Raw genomic sequence first — 17,274 nt, 5'->3', positions numbered from 1 at the left:
TGCGATGAACCTCAGCGCGCCGTTTATCCGTCGCCCCATCGCCACCACGCTGCTGGCGGCCGGGCTTGCCCTGTTCGGCGTGTTGGCCTTCAACCTGCTGCCGGTGGCGCCGCTGCCGGAGGTGGATTTCCCGACCATCAGCGTCAGCGCCTCGTTGCCCGGCGCCGACCCGACCACCGTCGCCAGCTCCGTGGCCACGCCGCTGGAGCGCCAGTTCGGGCAGATCGCCGGCGTGACGCAAATGACCTCGGCCAGCAGCCTTGGCTCGACGCGCATCACCCTGCAATTTGACTTGAGCCGCGACATCGACGGCGCCGCGCGGGACGTGCAGGCGGCGATCAACGCCGCGCGCAGCAACTTGCCTAGCGACCTGTCCGGCAACCCGACGTACCGCAAGGTCAACCCGGCGGACTCGCCGATCCTGATCATCAGCCTGACGTCCGACAGCGCCACGCCCGGCCAGATGTACGACGCGGCCTCGACCGTGCTGGAACAGCGTTTGCTGCAAACCACCGGCGTCGGCGATGTCACGGTGGGCGGCGGCGCGCTGCCGGCGGTGCGGGTCGAATTGAACCCCGACCGGCTCAACCACTATGGCGTCAGCCTGGAACAGGTGCGCCAGGTCATCAGCGCCTCCAACGCGAATTTACCCAAGGGCAATGTGGCGGTGGGCGACCGCTCCTACGGCATCGGCGCTAATGACCAACTGCTCGATACCCAGGATTACGGGCCGCTGGTGGTCAAGGAACACAACGGCGACCTGATCCACATCTCGGACCTGGGCTACGTGCGCGAAGACGTGCAGGACCTGCGCAACTTCGGCCTGTCCAATGGCAAGCCGGCGGTGCTGTTGGTGGTGTTCAAGCAGCCGGGCGCGAATGTGATCGACACGGTGGACGCGGTGAAGGCCTCGCTGCCGTTTCTGCAAAGCTCGATTCCGGCGTCGATCAAGCTCAGCCTGTTGATGGACCGCACCACCACCATCCGCGCCTCGTTGCATGACGTGGAAGTGACGTTGCTGGCGTCGATCCTGCTGGTCACGCTGGTGACCTTTGGTTTCTTCCGCGACTGGCGCAGCACGCTGGTGCCGGCCATCGTGGTGCCGTTGTCGTTGCTCGGCACCTTTGGCGCGATGTATTTCCTCGGTTACAGCCTGAACAACCTGTCGCTGATGGCGCTGACCATTTCCACCGGTTTTGTGGTGGACGACGCCATCGTGGTGGTGGAAAACATCATTCGGCACCTGGAGCGCGGCAAGACGCGGGTGGAAGCCGCGATGGCCGGGGCGCAGGAAGTCGGGTTCACGGTGCTGACCATCAGCGTGTCGCTGGTGGCGGTGTTCATTCCGTTGCTGATGATGGGCGGGATTGTGGGGCGGCTGTTTCGTGAGTTTTCGGTGTCGCTGTCGGTGGCCATCGTGATCTCGATGCTGATTTCGCTGACCGTCACGCCGATGCTCGCCAGTGTGTTGCTGCGCGCGCCGAAGGCGATTCACGAAGGCAACGAACACCCGGATTCGCGTTTTCATCGCTTCTATGACCGCACGCTGGGTTGGGTCATCGACCACTCAATTCTGATGGGCCTGGTGACGGTGCTGGTGATCGTGTTGGCGGGCGTGTTGTACGTGCTGGTGCCCAAGGGGTTTTTCCCGCAGGAAGACACCGGGCGCCTGCAGGGCAGCATCATTGCGGCGCAAAGCATTTCCTATGGCGCGATGCAAAAGGACTTCACCGAGATCAACCGCAAGGTCATGAAAAACCCCAACGTGGAAACCGCCGCCGGGTTTGTCGGCGGCGGGGGCGGTGGCGGCGGGGCGGTCAACAGTGCGCAGATGTTTGTGCTGCTCAAGCCGCTGGGCGAGCGCAAGGACGGTGCCACCGAGGTGATCGCGCAGATCCGTCGCACCCTTGGCGATTTGCCGGGCACCAAGCTGTTCCTGCAATCGGCCCAGGACATCACCGTGGGTGGGCGGCAAAGCGGCGCGCAATACCAATACACCCTCACCGCCGACGACCAGTCTTCGCTGGATGAATGGGTGCCGAAGGTGGTGGCGGTGCTGCACAAGCTGCCGCAACTGACCGACCTGAACACCGACCAGCAGGACAACAGCCTGTTGGCGAATGTGCACATCAACCGCGACACGGCGGCGCGGCTCGGCGTGGGCATGTCGGCGGTGGACCAGACGCTTTACGACGCCTTCGGCCAGCGCCAGGTCTCGACGCTGTATCGCGCCGCCAACCAGTACCACGTGGTGATGGAAATTGCCCCCGAATACTGGACCGACCCTCAAGCGCTCAAGGGCATTTATGTGCCCAGCGGCAAGCAGGCCGTGGCGGCGAAGGGCGCCACGACCACGCCGAACCTGGCCAACCCGGCGCCGTTGGTGCCGTTGTCTGCCTTGGCGGATAACGCGATTGCACGCACGGCGATTTCCATTAGCCACCAGGGCACGTTTCCCGCAGTGACGATCTCGTTCAACCTGGCGCCCGGTGCCTCGATTGGCCAGGCCACGGAGTGGGTGGACGACGCCGTGAAGCAGTTGCGCATGCCGGCCAGCGTCACCGGGCAGTTTGCCGGGACGGCGCAGGTGTTCCAGTCTTCAGTGGCCAGCGAGCCGTTGCTGATTGTTGCCGCGTTGCTTTCGGTGTACATCGTGTTGGGCATTCTTTATGAAAACCTGATGCACCCGCTGACCATTCTTTCCACCTTGCCCTCGGCAGGGGTGGGCGCCCTGATTGCCTTGCTGCTGACCGGCACCGAACTGTCGATCATCGCGCTGGTGGGGTTGATCCTGCTGATCGGTATCGTGAAGAAGAACGCGATCATGATGATTGATTTTGCGATCACCGAGCGCCGCGAGTTTGGCCTCACGGCCAAGGAGGCGATCCGCCGCGCGTGCCTGATCCGCTTCCGGCCGATCATGATGACCACACTGGCGGCGATCCTCGGCGCACTGCCGCTGGTGCTCGGCACAGGCTATGGCTCGGAATTGCGCCGGCCCTTGGGCATTTCGATTATTGGCGGGTTGCTGCTCAGCCAGGTGCTGACGCTTTACACCACCCCGGTGATTTACCTCTGGCTCGACCGGGCGTCGCAACGCCTGGGGCGGCACAAGGAAGCAAGGTCATGAAATTCAGAATCAGCGTGCTGGTTATCAGCCTGATGCTCGGCGGTTGTATGGTCGGGCCGGATTATCAAAAGCCCGCCATGGAACTGCCGCAGTCGTTCAAGGAAGGCGCGCAGTGGCAGCGCGCGGCGTCCAACCCCCGGGGCGCGCTGGACAGTCAGTGGTGGCTGGCCTATCAGGACCCGGTGTTGAACGATTTGGTGGCGCGTTCGGCAAAGGCCAATCAGTCGATCATCGCGGCTGAGGCGGCGTATCGGCTGGCTCAGGCGCAGGTAGCGTCGAGCCGCGCCGGGTTGTGGCCGACGGTGGGCGTGGGGTTGTCGGGTTCGCGGGGGGAGGGCGGTGATGGCAGCAGTTCCGGCACCACTGCGTCGACCGGGGTGAAAAACACGGTCAGTGCGACGTTGACGGCCAGCTGGGAGCCGGATTTGTGGGGGCAGGTGCGACGCGGGATTGAGTCAAGCCAGGCCTCGGCGCAGCAGTCGGATGCGTTGCTGGCCGGGGTGCGTTTGTCGATCAGTTCCAGCGTGGCGAGTAATTACCTGGCGTTGCGGCAGATGGACATTGATGTGCGCCTGCTGCAACAGCAGCAGACGATTAATCAGCAATTGCTCGACATGATTCAGGTGCAGTTCACTCAAGGTGTGGCCACCCATGACCAGTTGCTGGTGGCGCAGGACCAACTGACCACGTCGATTGCCGACTTGCAGACGTCGCTGCGTGACCGCGAGCAGTATGAGCATGCGCTGGCGGTATTGGTGGGCGTGGCGCCGAGCGAGTTCAGCGTGGCGCCGCGCTCTGATTTTGCGTTCATGGTGCCGCGCCCGCCGTTGTCGTTGCCGTCGACGTTGCTGCAACGGCGGCCGGATGTGGTGGCGGCTGAACGTTCGGCGGCGGCGGCGAATGCCAAAATCGGGGTGGCCGAGGCGGCATTCTTTCCGACACTCGACCTGACGGCGTCGGCGGGCTATCGCGGCAGTGCATTGGGAGGGTTGTTTTCATTGCCCAATCGCATCTGGACGTTGGGCCCGGCGCTGGCGGAGACGCTTTTTGATGGAGGCGCGCGGGAGGCGGCGGTCAAGCAGGCTGAGGCGGGTTATGACCAGGTTGCGGCCAACTATCGTGGCACGGTGCTCAGTGCGTTACAGAACGTTGAGGACAACTTGTCTGCGATCAATCATTTGCAAACGCAGGCTGATGCGTTTGGGCAGGTGTTTGCGCGTAATCAGCAGCTCTTTGGCAGCCAGGAAGCGCAGTTGCGGGCGGGCACCGTCAGCCGTGAAGCGGTACTGACCCAGCAGTTGGTGTTGCTGCAAGCCGAGCAGAACTTGCGCGATACCCAGGGGCAACTGAGTCAGGGCAGTGTGGCGCTGATCCAGAGCCTGGGCGGCGGCTGGCAGCCCTGATTCACGGGGGGGCCATGTGGGAGCGGGCTTGCCCGCGATGGCTATGGGGCAGGCTCTACATCCCTTGGGTCGGAGTACATATCCGTTATCGTGCGTATCGAGTTCAGCTTTAGCAGAAGTTTAAGCTTAATCCTACAGCTCGACTTTCCAGGCATTTATAGGATGCGCCGCGCCTCTTCATGTGGAGTGGCTCGATAAAAATGGATCGATTGGGAGTTAAGGATGAACTGGTGTTTCCGTGCTTTAAAAAACTATGCCAAGTTCAGTGGACGAGCCAATAGAAAGGAGTATTGGTTGTTCGCTTTTGTAGACATAGTGCTTACGTATGGCTCGATGGTTGTCGCGGGCTGGGCGGGAGTTGCCTACAGCAGATGGTTTTACATACCGCTGGGTATTTACACTGTGCTTATGATTATTCCTCGAATAGCAGTAACATTTCGTCGGCTTCACGATGTGAACATGACAGGGGCTTACGTGCTCTGGTATGCGTTACCTCTCGTGGGCCTGGTCATGGTTACCATTAAATTGCTGACGAAAGGTGACCAAGGGGAGAACAAGTACGGGTTGCCTTGCCGGCAGGTTGAAAATGCCTAACCGCGTTTGACTTTGTCCAAAACGTAATAAAAAAGGCCATTCATTCGAATGGCCTTTTTTTGTGATGCCCGGTTTACTCCGCAATCTGCAATTTGCGCGATTCCGTATAGATGTACCGCACTTTTTCATACTCAAACGGCGAGTTCATCTGCCCATAACGGAAGCTGGTTTGATAGCGCTTGTCCACCGCGCGCAGGGCCCAGATTTCCGGGTGGTTTTCGCTGACTTTGGACACGTTGAGGAAGTTGACCTCGGTTTCCGCGCCATAGTCGACGATCAGACCAGTGGTGTCGCGCAGGTTCGACGGGCCGAAGATCGGCAGCACCAGGTAGGCGCCGCCGGGCACGCCGTAGAAGCCCAGGGTCTGGCCGAAGTCTTCGCTCTGGCGTGGCAGGCCCATGGCGGTGGCCGGGTCCCACAGACCGGCGATGCCGATGGTGGTGTTGAGCAGCAGGCGCCCGGTGGTTTCCAGGGAGCGGTGGCCCTTGAGTTGCAGCAGACTGTTCAACAGGTTGGGCACGTCGCCCAGGTTGTTGAAGAAATTGCTTACGCCAGTGCGCAGGAAGCTGGGCGTGACGTAGCGGTAACCGTCGACCACGGGCAGGAACACCCATTGGTCGAAGCGGTAGTTGAAGTGGTACACGCGGCGGTTCCACGATTCCAGCGGGTCATACACGTTCAGCGCGGTCAGCGACGAACGCTCGAACTCACGCTGGTCCAGGCCCGGGTTGAACTTGAGCTTGGACAATGGCTCCTTGAAACCGTCGGCGTCGACCTTGACCGGTTCATGGGCCTTGCTGTTGTCGGCATTGGCAACGCCTGCGCACATCAGGGCGGCGAGCAGCAGAAGATATTTAGCCACGGAAGAACTCCAGCATGGCGTCGGCGTTGACGCGGTAATTGAGGTTGCCGCAGTGGCCGCCCAGCGGGTAGACGGTCAAGCGATCGCCGAAGGTTTTACGCAGGAAACCGAGGTCGCCGGGGCCCAGGATCACGTCGTCGGCGTTGTGCATCACCGCGATTTTCGGGCTGGTGTGCAGGTAATCCTTGAGGGCGTAGAGGCTCACCTGGTCAACCAGTTGCAGCAGGCTGCCGCCATCGGTGCGTGCGCGCCACATCGGAATCACCTGCTCGGTGAGGTAGCAGTCGAAGTCGCATTGCAGCGCACGCTTGAGGAACGGCGTGAGGCTGGTGCCTTCGGTGATCGGGTATTTGGGCGGGATGATCAGGCCGCGACGGTTGATCAGGTCCGAGGTGAAGGCGATGTCGGCTGCCGAGAAGCGGAACGAGGTGCCGATCAGCATGGCCATCTGTTCGTTGGTCAGGTGCTGCTTGGAGTTCTGGAAGTCGTAGAGCAGGGCATCATTGAGGTCGATGTAGCCCTTTTGCTGGAAGTAGCGGGTCAGCTTGGCCAGCACCAGTTCGTAGAACGTGGTGGTGTTGTTGATGCCCTTGACCTCGGTCTGTACCAGCTTGTCGAGGTTGGTGATCGAGGTGTAGAGGTTGACCGGCGGGTTCAGCAGCAGCACTTTCTTGAAGTTGAAGCTGCGGCGGGTTTCGTCGAGTTTGCTGACGAATGCCGCGTCCAGTGCGCCGAGGCTGTAGCCGCTGAGGTAGAAGTCGGTGACCGGCAACGACGCGTTTTGCGCGCGCACCGCCTGCATCACGCGGTACATGTCTTCGGCGTCTTCCTGGGTCACGCCGGGGGTGGCGTAGCGCGAGGCGGCGCTGATGAAGTCGAAGCTGGTGGGCGACGACAGTTGCACCACATGGTAGCCGGCCTGGTAATACAGCTTTTTCAGGTATTCGTTGATGCTGCTGTCAAACCGCGCGCCGGTGCCCGCGATCAGGAAGATCAGCGGTGCGGCGTGGTCCTGCTTGGCGATGCGGTAGGTGAGCTTTTTCACCGCCCAGAAATTGTCCGGCAGGCTGAATTCGCGCTCGGGGCGCATGGTCAGGCTGTAGTCGGATTGGTTGATTTCGTCGTCGCTCGGCAGTTTTGGCCGAAGATCGGGCGGTGTGGTGGCGATGGTCGCTTCGAACGGGTTGGTCAAAGGGTAGCCGTAAGTGGCTTGGTCTATGTCGACCGCCAGTGCTGACGCACTCAGAAAAAGGCTGCCCAGCAGGGCAACACAGCGCAAGGAACGGAGCATGACTTTATCCCTAAGAGGAAACGTGCTGAATGAAGTTCGCAGGCTATGACCACCGCGCCATCACCGAAGTGCCAGCACTCGGCACGAAAAGTCGGAAATAAACGTCGGAATTTGGGTAATAGTAGCCAGACGATACACTTTGCGACGCTTTGTTGAACACTTATCTGTGTACGTAGCTTGCCAACAGGCGCCGGGGGATTAAGCTGAGCGCCGTTTTTGCCTATCGGAGTGCCCCGAATGTCCCGTCGTTTGCCATGGATTCTGTTGCTTATCGCCCTGCCGTTATGGCTGGCCGCCAGTTATGGTGCACGTTACGGCTTTATGGAGGACGGTCAGTGGGTGGGCATCTGCGCCGATGAGGCCGGCCGCTGGGAATGCCAGCTGCGCTCGAACCTGGGGCTGATGATCCACTTCAAGGTGCTGGGCTGGGCGGCGCTGGTCACGGCCGTGTTGGCGTTTTTTGTGCCGGGCCGTGCGGGTTGGGGGCTGGCGGTGCTGGGGATGGTGTTCGGGTTGCCGGCGCTGGCGCTGTACAACACCACGTTTGCGGTGTTTGCGGTGGTGATTGCGGGGTTGCGGCTCGTACGCAAACCCCGCGTTGTCTGATAGGGCCTCATCGCGGGCAAGCCCGCTCCCACACTTGACCGCGTTCCAAAGGATGTACTCGGTCAAATGTGGGAGCTGGCTTGCCTGCGATAGCGGTCTTACGCCTTGCGCACCCGCAAGCAACGCCACAAAGCTGCAACCATCAGCACACTCACCACTGCCCAACCCCACGCCTGCTGGTTCAGCAGGCCTTCACGATACAGCTGCGGGGCAATGCCGGCACCAATGATAAAGGCCAGCAGCGCAATCTCCCGACGCGGCCCGGCGACCGGGCGAACCAGGTACACCAGCGCCGGCAACACCAGTGCCGCACTCGGAAAGCTGCGATAACGCGGGTCAAACACCAGCTCAAGCATCATGACCGCGCCTGCAAAACCGGCAACCGCCACCAGCCAGCCTGCGCGTTGCTCCAGCCAGTTGAACGCCCGCTCACGCCAACCCTCCCGTGCGCTCAAGGCCAAGGCCGCATGGGCCAGCACTAACAAATTCAACACCACCAGCAAACCGGCCCACACCCATTCGTCATTAAAGCGTGCAGTCACGCGCGTCAATTCAGCCCAGGTGCCGATGGAGCAGGCAGCAACAGCGCCGAGCAATGGCAAGGCAACGGCGGCGCGTGTGTTGCGAACGCGGCCGCCGAGCGTCAGCGTACCCAGCAGAATCAGCCCACCCACGCCCAGCCACAGTGGCCAGTACGGCACATTGGTCACCGGCCCGGCGAGGATGCCCTTGTCCTGGCGGTCCGCGTCGAACAGACCCCAATAACCGCCAACCGCACCTTCACTCGCACGCTTCCACGGCTGATCAAATGCTTCGATCAGGTTGTAACGCCAGCCATTGGCTTCGGCCATGGCTACAAAACCACGCATGAACCTGGCTTCGTTGACGCGGCTCGGAACGGCGGTTTCGCGCTGTCGGCCTTCACTGGGCCAGCCGGTCTCGCCGATCAGCACGTCTTTGGGGGCGAACTTGTTGCCGAAGGTCTGACGCACATCACCCACATGCTTGAGCGCCTGGTCAATGCCGGACGGATCATCTTCCCAATACGGCAGCAGGTGAATGGTCAGGAAATCCACCGCCGGGGCGATTTCCGGGTGTTTCAGCCAGAATTCCCAGACATCGGCGTAGGTCACCGGCTGCTGGATGTGGCTTTTGACTGTATGGATCAGCGTCACCAGTTGCTTGGCGGTGACTTCCTTGCGCAGCAAGGCCTCGTTGCCGACGATGACCGACGTCACTACATCCGGGTTGGCGTTGGCGGAAGCGATCAGCAGGTCGACTTCCTTTTCAGTCGCCACCGGGTCGCTGCTGACCCAGGCGCCGATCATTAACTTCAACCCATGCTTGCGCGCCAGAGCCGGCAGGGCTTCCAGGCCGGTCATGGAATAGGTGCGGATGCATTCAAAGCGGGTGGCCAGCAGCGCCAGGTCGGCGTCCATGCGCTCGGGGCGCAACGTGAAGGGCTGGTCGAAGGGCGATTGGTCCTTGTCGAACGGTGTGTAGGACGCGCATTGCATCTTGTGGCTGGCGCTGGCGACGTCCGGCAGTACCACCGGCCGGCCGAGGCCGTACCAGTAGCCGATAAGGGCCAGCAGACCAAGGGTCAAGGCGAGAAAATAAGGCAGGGCAGGAAAGCGGGCAGTCGCAGGCATGGTCGGCTTATCTGGAGGAGCAAAGGCGCGCATCTTACCCGGAATTGCCCCGCTCCAGTGGGGCCGCATAATTTTGACATGCAAAGTTCGGGCGGGATTTTGACGTCAACTCCCGTAAAGCGACTTGCTGGCGATGTGATGTCGTTTCTTGCTTACCTGAGGTCGCAGTCAGAGCAGGTTCCAAGCTTCACGAGGTTGATGATCAAGGCATCAGCACTCCACTGATGGGGCAGCAGCCGGATCGATGCGCGTGAAGGGGGCGCGGTGCACCACCATAACAACTAGGTTGACGTCGCTCGGCATCCGCCGGGCGCAGCACTTTCGGGAAAGTACGATGAAGATGCGACGACTCTTGGGCGCAGCTGCCACTCTGGTAGTTGCGATGAGCTCCACACTGGCCAGCGCCGACAGCAAAACCCTGAGCATCGGCTATGTAGATGGCTGGTCCGACAGCGTGGCCACCACCCACGTAGCGGCGGAAGTGATCAAGGAAAAACTTGGGTACGACGTGAAACTGCAAGCCGTCGCCACCGGGATCATGTGGCAGGGCGTGGCCACCGGCAAGCTCGACGCCATGCTCTCCGCCTGGCTGCCCGTAACCCACGGTGAATACTGGGCCAAGAACAAGGACAAGGTGGTCGACTACGGACCCAACTTCAAGGATGCGAAGATCGGCCTGATCGTGCCGGAGTACGTCAAGGCCAAGTCCATCGAAGACCTCAAGACCGACACCACCTTCAAGAACAAAATCGTCGGCATCGACGCCGGTTCAGGCGTGATGCTCAAAACCGACGAAGCCATCAAGCAATACGGCCTCGACTACAAACTGCAAGCCAGCTCCGGCGCCGCCATGATCGCCGAGCTGACCCGTGCCGAAGACAAGCAGGAATCCATCGCGGTCACCGGCTGGGTGCCGCACTGGATGTTCGCCAAGTGGAAACTGCGTTTCCTCGACGATCCAAAAGGCGTGTATGGCGCGGCTGAAACCGTGAACAGCATCGGCAGTAAAGGCCTGGAGAAGAAAGCACCGGAAGTCGCGGCCTTCCTGAAGAAATTCCAGTGGGCCTCCAAGGATGAAATCGGCGAAGTCATGCTCGCGATCCAGGAGGGTGCCAAGCCTGACGCGGCGGCCAAGGACTGGGTGGCCAAGCACCCTGAGCGCGTTGCCGAGTGGACCGGTAAATAACCATTCACCTGTAAATGTGGGAGCGGGCTTGCCCACGATAGCGGTGTATCTGTCACTCATAGGTTGACTGGTGCACTGCTATCGCGGGCAAGCCCGCTCCCACATTAATTTCACCGCCTGCAAATCCTCCTGCGTTCTGACAATCCCTCGCTACACTCGATCTAAGACTAAGGTCGTCTGGAACCTCTACGGCAGCCGCATACAGTGGATACGTTCCAAAATAATAAAAAAGCTGTGCTGCGAGGATAAAAACAATGAACGACAGCATTTACCTCTCGATTCAAAACAGCCCGCGTTTCAAGGAGCTGGTCAGAAAAAGGGAAAGGTTCGCCTGGATTCTCTCGGCGATCATGCTAGGGCTTTACTCCGCTTTCATCCTGTTGATTGCCTACGGGCCACAAGTGCTGGGGGCCAAGCTCAGCCCTGGCTCCTCGATTACCTGGGGCATTCCCCTGGGCGTCGGACTGATTGTGTCCGCCTTCATCCTGACCGGCATTTATGTACGCCGGGCCAACGGCGAATTTGACGACCTGAACAATGCGATTCTCAAGGAGGCTGCGCAATGATCCGGCGTCTATTGGCTGTATTCGGCGCTTCGTTGTTTGCTCCGGCCGTTTGGGCGGCGGACGCATTGACCGGTGAAGTGCACAAGCAACCGTTGAACATCTCGGCCATCGTGATGTTTATCGCGTTCGTCGGTGCCACCCTGTGCATTACCTACTGGGCATCCAAGCGCAACAAGTCGGCGGCTGACTACTATGCAGCCGGTGGCAAGATCACCGGTTTCCAGAACGGCCTGGCGATTGCCGGTGACTATATGTCGGCGGCGTCCTTCCTGGGGATTTCCGCGCTGGTGTTCACTTCCGGCTACGACGGCCTGATCTACTCGATCGGCTTTCTGGTGGGCTGGCCGATCATTCTGTTCCTGATCGCCGAGCGCCTGCGCAACCTGGGCAAGTACACCTTTGCCGACGTGGCGTCCTACCGTCTCGGGCAAACCCAGATCCGCAGCCTGTCGGCCTGCGGTTCGCTGGTGGTGGTGGCGTTCTACCTGATTGCGCAGATGGTGGGTGCGGGCAAGCTGATCCAACTGCTGTTCGGCCTGGACTACCACGTTGCGGTGATCCTGGTGGGTATCCTGATGTGCCTGTACGTGCTGTTCGGCGGCATGCTGGCGACCACCTGGGTGCAGATCATCAAGGCGGTGTTGCTGCTGTCCGGTGCCTCGTTCATGGCGCTGATGGTGATGAAACACGTCAACTTCGACTTCAACACGCTGTTCTCCGAGGCGATCAAGGTTCACCCCAAAGGTGAAGCGATCATGAGCCCCGGCGGCCTGGTGAAAGACCCGATCTCGGCATTCTCCCTGGGCCTGGCGCTGATGTTCGGTACTGCGGGCCTGCCGCACATCCTGATGCGCTTCTTCACCGTGAGCGACGCCAAGGAAGCGCGCAAGAGCGTGCTGTATGCCACCGGATTCATCGGCTACTTCTATATCCTGACGTTCATCATCGGTTTTGGCGCGATCCTGCTGGTCAGCACCAACCCGGCGTTCAAGGATGCGGCCGGCGCATTGCTGGGCGGTAACAACATGGCGGCGGTGCACCTGGCCAACGCGGTGGGTGGCAGTATCTTCCTGGGCTTCATCTCGGCTGTGGCGTTCGCCACCATCCTCGCGGTGGTTGCCGGCTTGACCCTGGCCGGTGCTTCGGCGGTGTCCCACGACCTGTACGCCAGCGTGATCAAAAAAGGCAAAGCCAACGAGAAGGATGAGATTCGCGTGTCGAAGATCACCACCGTGGCTCTGGGTGTACTGGCTATCGGCCTGGGCATCCTGTTCGAAAGCCAGAACATCGCGTTCATGGTCGGCCTGGCATTCTCCATTGCTGCCAGCTGTAACTTCCCGGTGTTGCTGCTTTCCATGTACTGGAAAAACCTCACTACCCGTGGCGCGATGATCGGCGGCTGGCTGGGCTTGCTCAGTGCCGTGGGCCTGATGATTCTGGGCCCGACCATCTGGGTCTCGATCCTGCACCATGAAAAGGCCATCTTCCCGTACGAGTACCCGGCGCTGTTCTCGATGATCATTGCATTCATCGGCATCTGGTTCTTCTCCATCACCGACAAGTCGGCGGCGGCAGAGAAGGAGCGTGCGCTGTACTTCCCGCAGTTTGTGCGTTCGCAAACTGGCCTGGGAGCGAGCGGGGCGGTTAATCACTAAGGGCTGTAGCTGTTACAAAAAAATGCCCCGGTCGTGAGATCGGGGCATTTTTTTATGTTTATTGTGAGTGGATATCACAAAACTGTTTCTCAAATTCTGCACAAATAAAAACGGCCTCCTTGAGAAAGGAGGCCGTTTTTAAGACCAAATAGTTAGATGCTTACTTGCGATCTTCCAGTTTGGTGATATCACGCGACTCGTAGCCGGTGTACAACTGGCGTGGACGGCCAATCTTGTACGGGCTGGAGAGCATTTCTTTCCAGTGCGAGATCCAGCCGACAGTACGTGCCAGAGCGAAGATCACGGTGAACATGCTGGTTGGAATGCCGATCGCCTTGAGGATGATCCCCGAGTAGAAGTCGACGTTCGGGTACAGCGAGCGTTCGATGAAGTAAGGGTCGGTCAGGGCAATCTCTTCCAGGCGCATGGCCAGTTCGAGCTGCGGATCGTTCTTGATGCCCAGTTCCTTCAACACTTCGTCGCAGGTCTGCTTCATCACGGTGGCGCGCGGGTCGCGGTTCTTGTAAACGCGGTGACCGAAGCCCATCAGCTTGAACGGATCGTTCTTGTCCTTGGCCTTGGCGATGAACTTGTCGATGTTGGAGACATCGCCGATTTCATCGAGCATGGTCAATACGGCTTCGTTCGCACCGCCGTGGGCAGGGCCCCACAGTGCGGCGATGCCGGCGGCGATACAGGCGAACGGGTTGGCACCCGAAGAGCCTGCAAGGCGTACGGTGGAGGTCGATGCGTTCTGCTCGTGGTCGGCGTGGAGGATGAAGATCCGGTCCATGGCCTTGGCGAGTGTCGGGCTGATCGGTTTGATCTCGCACGGCGTGTTGAACATCATGTGCAGGAAGTTTTCCGCGTACGACAGGTCGTTGCGCGGGTACATCATGGGTTGGCCCATGGAGTACTTGTAGACCATCGCGGCCAGGGTCGGCATCTTGGCAACCAGGCGGACCGCGGAGATTTCGCGATGCTGCGGGTTATTGATGTCCAGGGAGTCGTGATAGAAAGCCGACAGGGCGCCGACCACACCGCACATGACGGCCATCGGGTGGGCGTCGCGACGGAAGCCGTTGAAGAAGGTCTTCAACTGCTCGTGAACCATGGTGTGGTTCTTCACATTGCTGACAAACTTGGCTTTCTGTTCGGCCGTTGGCAGTTCGCCGTTCAGCAGCAGATAGCAGGTTTCCAGGTAGTCCGACTTCTCGGCCAGTTGCTCGATCGGGTAGCCGCGGTGCAGCAGAATGCCATTGTCACCATCGATATAGGTGATCTTCGACTCGCAAGAGGCGGTCGACATGAAGCCTGGGTCGAATGTGAAACGGCCCGTGGCCGTCAGGCCCCGTACGTCGATAACATCGGGACCAACGGTGCCGGTTAAAATGGGCAGCTCGACGGGGGCTGCGCCCTCGATGATCAACTGCGCTTTTTTGTCAGCCATGTGGCCTCCTATTTATGCTTCAAATCATCAGACAGACCCCCCACGCAGGGCCCGCACCACTATATTGATATAAATCCAGATGTCAATTTGCCTAAAGTCTCGCTCCAGAAGGCTTTAACCGTACTTTTTCGTCGAAATTGACTGCCATTTACGCCTTTTATCCCGCCAACGCAATCAGCTATTAGGGTGAGGAGCGCGCGTTGTCATTAGTAACCTAACTGTCTATACTCGGCCACCGACCGCCAAGGGCTTTTGGGCTTGCTTTCATTGGGGGTCGCACTCCCTGGGTGGTGCTTACCTGACCAGTGCACCCCCCAACAACTTTGCCCTGATTGTTAGGGGCTCTTCAGTGTGAAAAAAAGCCGTGAATAGCCAACGACCTGTAAACCTAGACCTAAGGACCATCAAACTCCCCATCACCGGCGTTACGTCGTTCCTGCACCGTGTTTCCGGCATCATCCTGTTCCTCGGCCTGGGCATCATGCTTTATGCATTGAGCAAATCCCTGGGTTCGGCGGAAGGTTATGCCGAGGTGAAGGCATGCTTGACCAGCCCGCTGGCCAAGTTCGTAGCATGGGGCCTCCTGTCCGCTCTGCTGTATCACCTGGTTGCCGGTGTGCGCCACTTGATCATGGATGCGGGTATCGGTGAGACGCTGGAAGGCGGCCGCCTGGGCTCGAAAATCATCATCGCCATTTCCGTGGTGCTGATCGTTCTGGCAGGAGTTTGGATATGGTAACCAGCGTTACGAACCTTTCGCGTTCGGGCCTCTATGACTGGATGGCACAGCGTGTGTCTGCGGTCGTTCTCGCGGCTTATTTCATTTTCCTGATCGGATACCTCGTCGCAAATCCAGGCATCAGCTATGAGCAATGGCATGGCCTGTTTTCCCACAATGCGATGCGAATCTTCAGTCTGCTGGCCCTTGTAGCCCTGGGCGCTCACGCCTGGGTCGGCATGTGGACCATCGCGACCGACTACCTGACGCCGATGGCGCTGGGCAAGTCCGCGACCGCAGTACGTTTCCTCTTCCAGGCAGTCTGCGGCGTTGCGATGTTCGCTTACTTCGTCTGGGGTGTGCAGATTCTTTGGGGTATCTGATTCATGGCTAACATTCCAACTATTTCCTTCGACGCCATCATTATTGGTGGCGGCGGTGCCGGCATGCGCGCAGCGCTGCAACTGGCGCAGGGTGGTCACAAGACTGCCGTGATCACCAAGGTGTTCCCGACACGTTCCCACACCGTATCGGCCCAGGGTGGCATCACCTGCGCCATCGCCTCCGCCGACCCGAACGATGACTGGCGCTGGCACATGTACGATACCGTCAAGGGTTCCGACTACATCGGTGACCAGGACGCTATCGAATACATGTGTCAGGAAGGCCCGGCTGCGGTGTTCGAGCTGGACCACATGGGTCTGCCGTTCTCCCGTACCGAACAGGGTCGTATCTACCAGCGTCCATTCGGCGGCCAGTCGAAGGATTACGGTAAAGGTGGCCAGGCTGCCCGCACCTGCGCTGCGTCCGACCGTACCGGTCACGCACTGCTGCACACCCTGTATCAGGGCAACCTGAAAGCCGGCACCACGTTCCTGAACGAATACTACGCAGTGGACCTGGTGAAGAACGCCGACGGCGCCTTCGTTGGCGTGATCGCCATCTGCATCGAAACCGGTGAAACCACCTACATCCGCGCCAATGCTACCGTTCTGGCGACGGGTGGTGCAGGCCGTATCTACGCCTCGACTACCAATGCCCTGATCAACACCGGTGACGGCGTCGGCATGGCACTGCGTGCTGGCGTGCCGGTACAAGACATCGAAATGTGGCAGTTCCACCCGACCGGCATCGCCGGCGCCGGTGTACTGGTTACCGAAGGTTGCCGTGGTGAAGGTGGTTACCTGATCAACAAGCACGGCGAGCGTTTCATGGAGCGTTACGCTCCGAACGCGAAAGACCTTGCCGGTCGTGACGTTGTTGCCCGTTCGATGGTTAAAGAGATCATCGCCGGCAACGGCTGTGGCCCGAATGGCGACCATGTACTGCTCAAGCTCGATCACCTGGGCGAAGAAGTACTGCACAGCCGCCTGCCAGGCATCTGCGAACTGTCGAAGACATTCGCCCACGTTGACCCGGTGGTTGCTCCGGTTCCGGTTGTCCCGACTTGCCACTATATGATGGGCGGCGTTGCCACCAACATTCACGGCCAGGCGATTACCCAGGACGACGAAGGCAAAGACGCCATCATCCCGGGCTTGTTCGCTGTAGGCGAAGTGGCTTGTGTATCGGTTCACGGTGCCAACCGTCTGGGCGGCAACTCGTTGCTCGACCTGGTGGTATTCGGTCGCGCTGCCGGCCTGCACCTGGAAAAGGCGCTGACCGACGGTATCCATTACGACGACGCCACCGAAGCCAACATCAACGCTGCCATGGCGCGTTTGAACGCTCTGAACGAGCGTACCGACGGTGAAGACGTAGCTACCTTGCGTCGCGAGCTGCAAAGCTGTATGCAGAACTACTTCGGTGTATTCCGTACCGGCGAATACATGCAGAAGGGTATTGCCCAGCTGGCGGATCTGCGCAAGCGTATCGCCAACGTCAAGATCAACGATAAGAGCCAGGCTTTCAACACCGCTCGTATCGAAGCCCTTGAGCTGCAAAACCTGCTGGAAGTGGCTGAAGCGACTGCAATCGCCGCCGAGGTTCGTAAAGAATCCCGTGGCGCCCACGCCCGTGAAGACTTTGAAGATCGCGACGACGAAAACTGGTTGTGCCACACCCTGTACTTCCCGGGTGACAAGCGCGTAACCAAGCGTGCCGTGAACTTCTCGCCGAAGACGGTTCCGACGTTTGAACCGAAGATTCGGACTTACTAAGG

At 59.8% G+C, this 17,274-nt stretch carries 14 protein-coding genes; 10 read left to right on the top strand and 4 right to left on the bottom strand.

Annotated features, from left to right (window positions below):
• The first annotated feature begins 4 nt into the window (after window positions 1-4).
• The 3 genes from ATI14_RS28755 (at window position 5) to ATI14_RS28745 (ending at window position 5,127) form a co-directional block, all read left to right on the top strand.
• Window positions 5-3,130 carry an efflux RND transporter permease subunit gene (locus ATI14_RS28755; protein ID WP_080519878.1) on the top strand — a complete coding sequence of 1,042 codons (3,126 nt, stop codon included), beginning with the start codon at window positions 5-7 and terminating at the stop codon, window positions 3,128-3,130.
• A complete protein-coding gene (locus ATI14_RS28750) occupies window positions 3,127-4,533 on the top strand; it encodes an efflux transporter outer membrane subunit (protein WP_016972146.1) in 1,407 nt (468 codons plus the stop codon). The genes ATI14_RS28755 and ATI14_RS28750 overlap by 4 nt, the downstream gene beginning before the upstream one ends.
• 222 nt (window positions 4,534-4,755) lie before the next feature.
• Complete coding sequence (locus ATI14_RS28745) at window positions 4,756-5,127, top strand: DUF805 domain-containing protein (RefSeq protein WP_231124386.1); 372 nt, start codon at window positions 4,756-4,758, stop codon at window positions 5,125-5,127.
• 73 nt (window positions 5,128-5,200) lie between these two features.
• Here the strand turns inward: ATI14_RS28745 and ATI14_RS28740 are convergent, their stop codons facing one another.
• Entirely contained in the window at window positions 5,201-5,989 is a 789-nt protein-coding gene (locus ATI14_RS28740) for an MlaA family lipoprotein (protein ID WP_016972148.1), read from the bottom strand.
• Window positions 5,982-7,280, bottom strand: a complete 1,299-nt coding sequence (locus ATI14_RS28735) for an alpha/beta hydrolase family protein (RefSeq protein WP_016972149.1) — start codon at window positions 7,278-7,280, stop codon at window positions 5,982-5,984. Before ATI14_RS28735 ends, ATI14_RS28740 begins: the two co-directional genes overlap by 8 nt.
• Window positions 7,281-7,517: 237 nt before the next feature.
• Here ATI14_RS28735 and ATI14_RS28730 point away from each other — a divergent pair, with 237 nt between their 5' ends.
• A complete protein-coding gene (locus ATI14_RS28730; RefSeq protein WP_016972150.1) occupies window positions 7,518-7,886 on the top strand; it encodes a hypothetical protein in 369 nt (122 codons plus the stop codon).
• Window positions 7,887-7,984: 98 nt separating this feature from the next.
• On the opposite strand, the gene ATI14_RS28725 is transcribed toward ATI14_RS28730, so the two are convergent.
• Window positions 7,985-9,538: a glycoside hydrolase family 17 protein gene (locus tag ATI14_RS28725; protein ID WP_031320033.1), complete on the bottom strand. Its 1,554-nt coding sequence runs from the start codon at window positions 9,536-9,538 to the stop codon at window positions 7,985-7,987.
• A 334-nt stretch (window positions 9,539-9,872) separates the two neighbouring features.
• On the opposite strand from ATI14_RS28725, the gene ATI14_RS28720 reads away from it, so the two are divergent.
• The 3 genes from ATI14_RS28720 (at window position 9,873) to ATI14_RS28710 (ending at window position 12,945) form a co-directional block, all read left to right on the top strand.
• Complete coding sequence (locus tag ATI14_RS28720) at window positions 9,873-10,724, top strand: glycine betaine ABC transporter substrate-binding protein (protein WP_016972152.1); 852 nt, start codon at window positions 9,873-9,875, stop codon at window positions 10,722-10,724.
• Between the two features lie 254 nt (window positions 10,725-10,978).
• A complete protein-coding gene (locus ATI14_RS28715) occupies window positions 10,979-11,290 on the top strand; it encodes a DUF485 domain-containing protein (RefSeq protein ID WP_016972153.1) in 312 nt (103 codons plus the stop codon).
• Complete coding sequence (locus tag ATI14_RS28710) at window positions 11,287-12,945, top strand: cation acetate symporter (protein ID WP_016972154.1); 1,659 nt, start codon at window positions 11,287-11,289, stop codon at window positions 12,943-12,945. Before ATI14_RS28715 ends, ATI14_RS28710 begins: the two co-directional genes overlap by 4 nt.
• Before the next feature lie 160 nt (window positions 12,946-13,105).
• On the opposite strand, the gene gltA is transcribed toward ATI14_RS28710, so the two are convergent.
• The gene (gene gltA, locus ATI14_RS28705; RefSeq protein WP_016974692.1) at window positions 13,106-14,395 is read right to left on the bottom strand and encodes a citrate synthase; all 1,290 of its coding nucleotides are present in this window, start codon (window positions 14,393-14,395) and stop codon (window positions 13,106-13,108) included.
• A gap of 364 nt (window positions 14,396-14,759) precedes the next feature.
• Between gltA and sdhC the strand changes: the two genes are divergently transcribed.
• The 3 genes from sdhC to sdhA are packed head-to-tail and all read left to right on the top strand — an operon-like array spanning window position 14,760 to window position 17,272.
• Window positions 14,760-15,134, top strand: a complete 375-nt coding sequence (gene sdhC / locus ATI14_RS28700; protein ID WP_016974691.1) for a succinate dehydrogenase, cytochrome b556 subunit — start codon at window positions 14,760-14,762, stop codon at window positions 15,132-15,134.
• Complete coding sequence (sdhD, locus tag ATI14_RS28695; RefSeq protein ID WP_016974690.1) at window positions 15,128-15,496, top strand: succinate dehydrogenase, hydrophobic membrane anchor protein; 369 nt, start codon at window positions 15,128-15,130, stop codon at window positions 15,494-15,496. The genes sdhC and sdhD overlap by 7 nt, the downstream gene beginning before the upstream one ends.
• A 3-nt stretch (window positions 15,497-15,499) precedes the next feature.
• Window positions 15,500-17,272 carry a succinate dehydrogenase flavoprotein subunit gene (gene sdhA / locus ATI14_RS28690; protein ID WP_016974689.1) on the top strand — a complete coding sequence of 591 codons (1,773 nt, stop codon included), beginning with the start codon at window positions 15,500-15,502 and terminating at the stop codon, window positions 17,270-17,272.
• The last annotated feature ends 2 nt before the right edge of the window (window positions 17,273-17,274 follow it).

It is taken from the genome of Pseudomonas tolaasii NCPPB 2192 (assembly GCF_002813445.1).
In the GTDB taxonomy this organism is placed as follows: domain Bacteria; phylum Pseudomonadota; class Gammaproteobacteria; order Pseudomonadales; family Pseudomonadaceae; genus Aquipseudomonas; species Aquipseudomonas tolaasii.
This window is presented reverse-complemented; position numbering and strand designations above follow the sequence as displayed.

Bases quoted from the DNA above. Each gene is read 5' to 3' on its own strand.
- ATI14_RS28735 (WP_016972149.1), bottom strand. From the start codon at position 7,280: ATGCTCCGTTCCTTGCGCTGTGTTGCCCTGCTGGGCAGCCTTTTTCTG.
- ATI14_RS28720 (WP_016972152.1), top strand. From the start codon at position 9,873: ATGAAGATGCGACGACTCTTGGGCGCAGCTGCCACTCTGGTAGTTGCG.
- gltA (WP_016974692.1), bottom strand. From the start codon at position 14,395: ATGGCTGACAAAAAAGCGCAGTTGATCATCGAGGGCGCAGCCCCCGTC.
- ATI14_RS28750 (WP_016972146.1), top strand. From the start codon at position 3,127: ATGAAATTCAGAATCAGCGTGCTGGTTATCAGCCTGATGCTCGGCGGT.
- ATI14_RS28745 (WP_231124386.1), top strand. From the start codon at position 4,756: ATGAACTGGTGTTTCCGTGCTTTAAAAAACTATGCCAAGTTCAGTGGA.
- sdhA (WP_016974689.1), top strand. From the start codon at position 15,500: ATGGCTAACATTCCAACTATTTCCTTCGACGCCATCATTATTGGTGGC.
- ATI14_RS28755 (WP_080519878.1), top strand. From the start codon at position 5: ATGAACCTCAGCGCGCCGTTTATCCGTCGCCCCATCGCCACCACGCTG.
- ATI14_RS28725 (WP_031320033.1), bottom strand. From the start codon at position 9,538: ATGCCTGCGACTGCCCGCTTTCCTGCCCTGCCTTATTTTCTCGCCTTG.
- ATI14_RS28715 (WP_016972153.1), top strand. From the start codon at position 10,979: ATGAACGACAGCATTTACCTCTCGATTCAAAACAGCCCGCGTTTCAAG.
- ATI14_RS28710 (WP_016972154.1), top strand. From the start codon at position 11,287: ATGATCCGGCGTCTATTGGCTGTATTCGGCGCTTCGTTGTTTGCTCCG.
- sdhD (WP_016974690.1), top strand. From the start codon at position 15,128: ATGGTAACCAGCGTTACGAACCTTTCGCGTTCGGGCCTCTATGACTGG.
- ATI14_RS28730 (WP_016972150.1), top strand. From the start codon at position 7,518: ATGTCCCGTCGTTTGCCATGGATTCTGTTGCTTATCGCCCTGCCGTTA.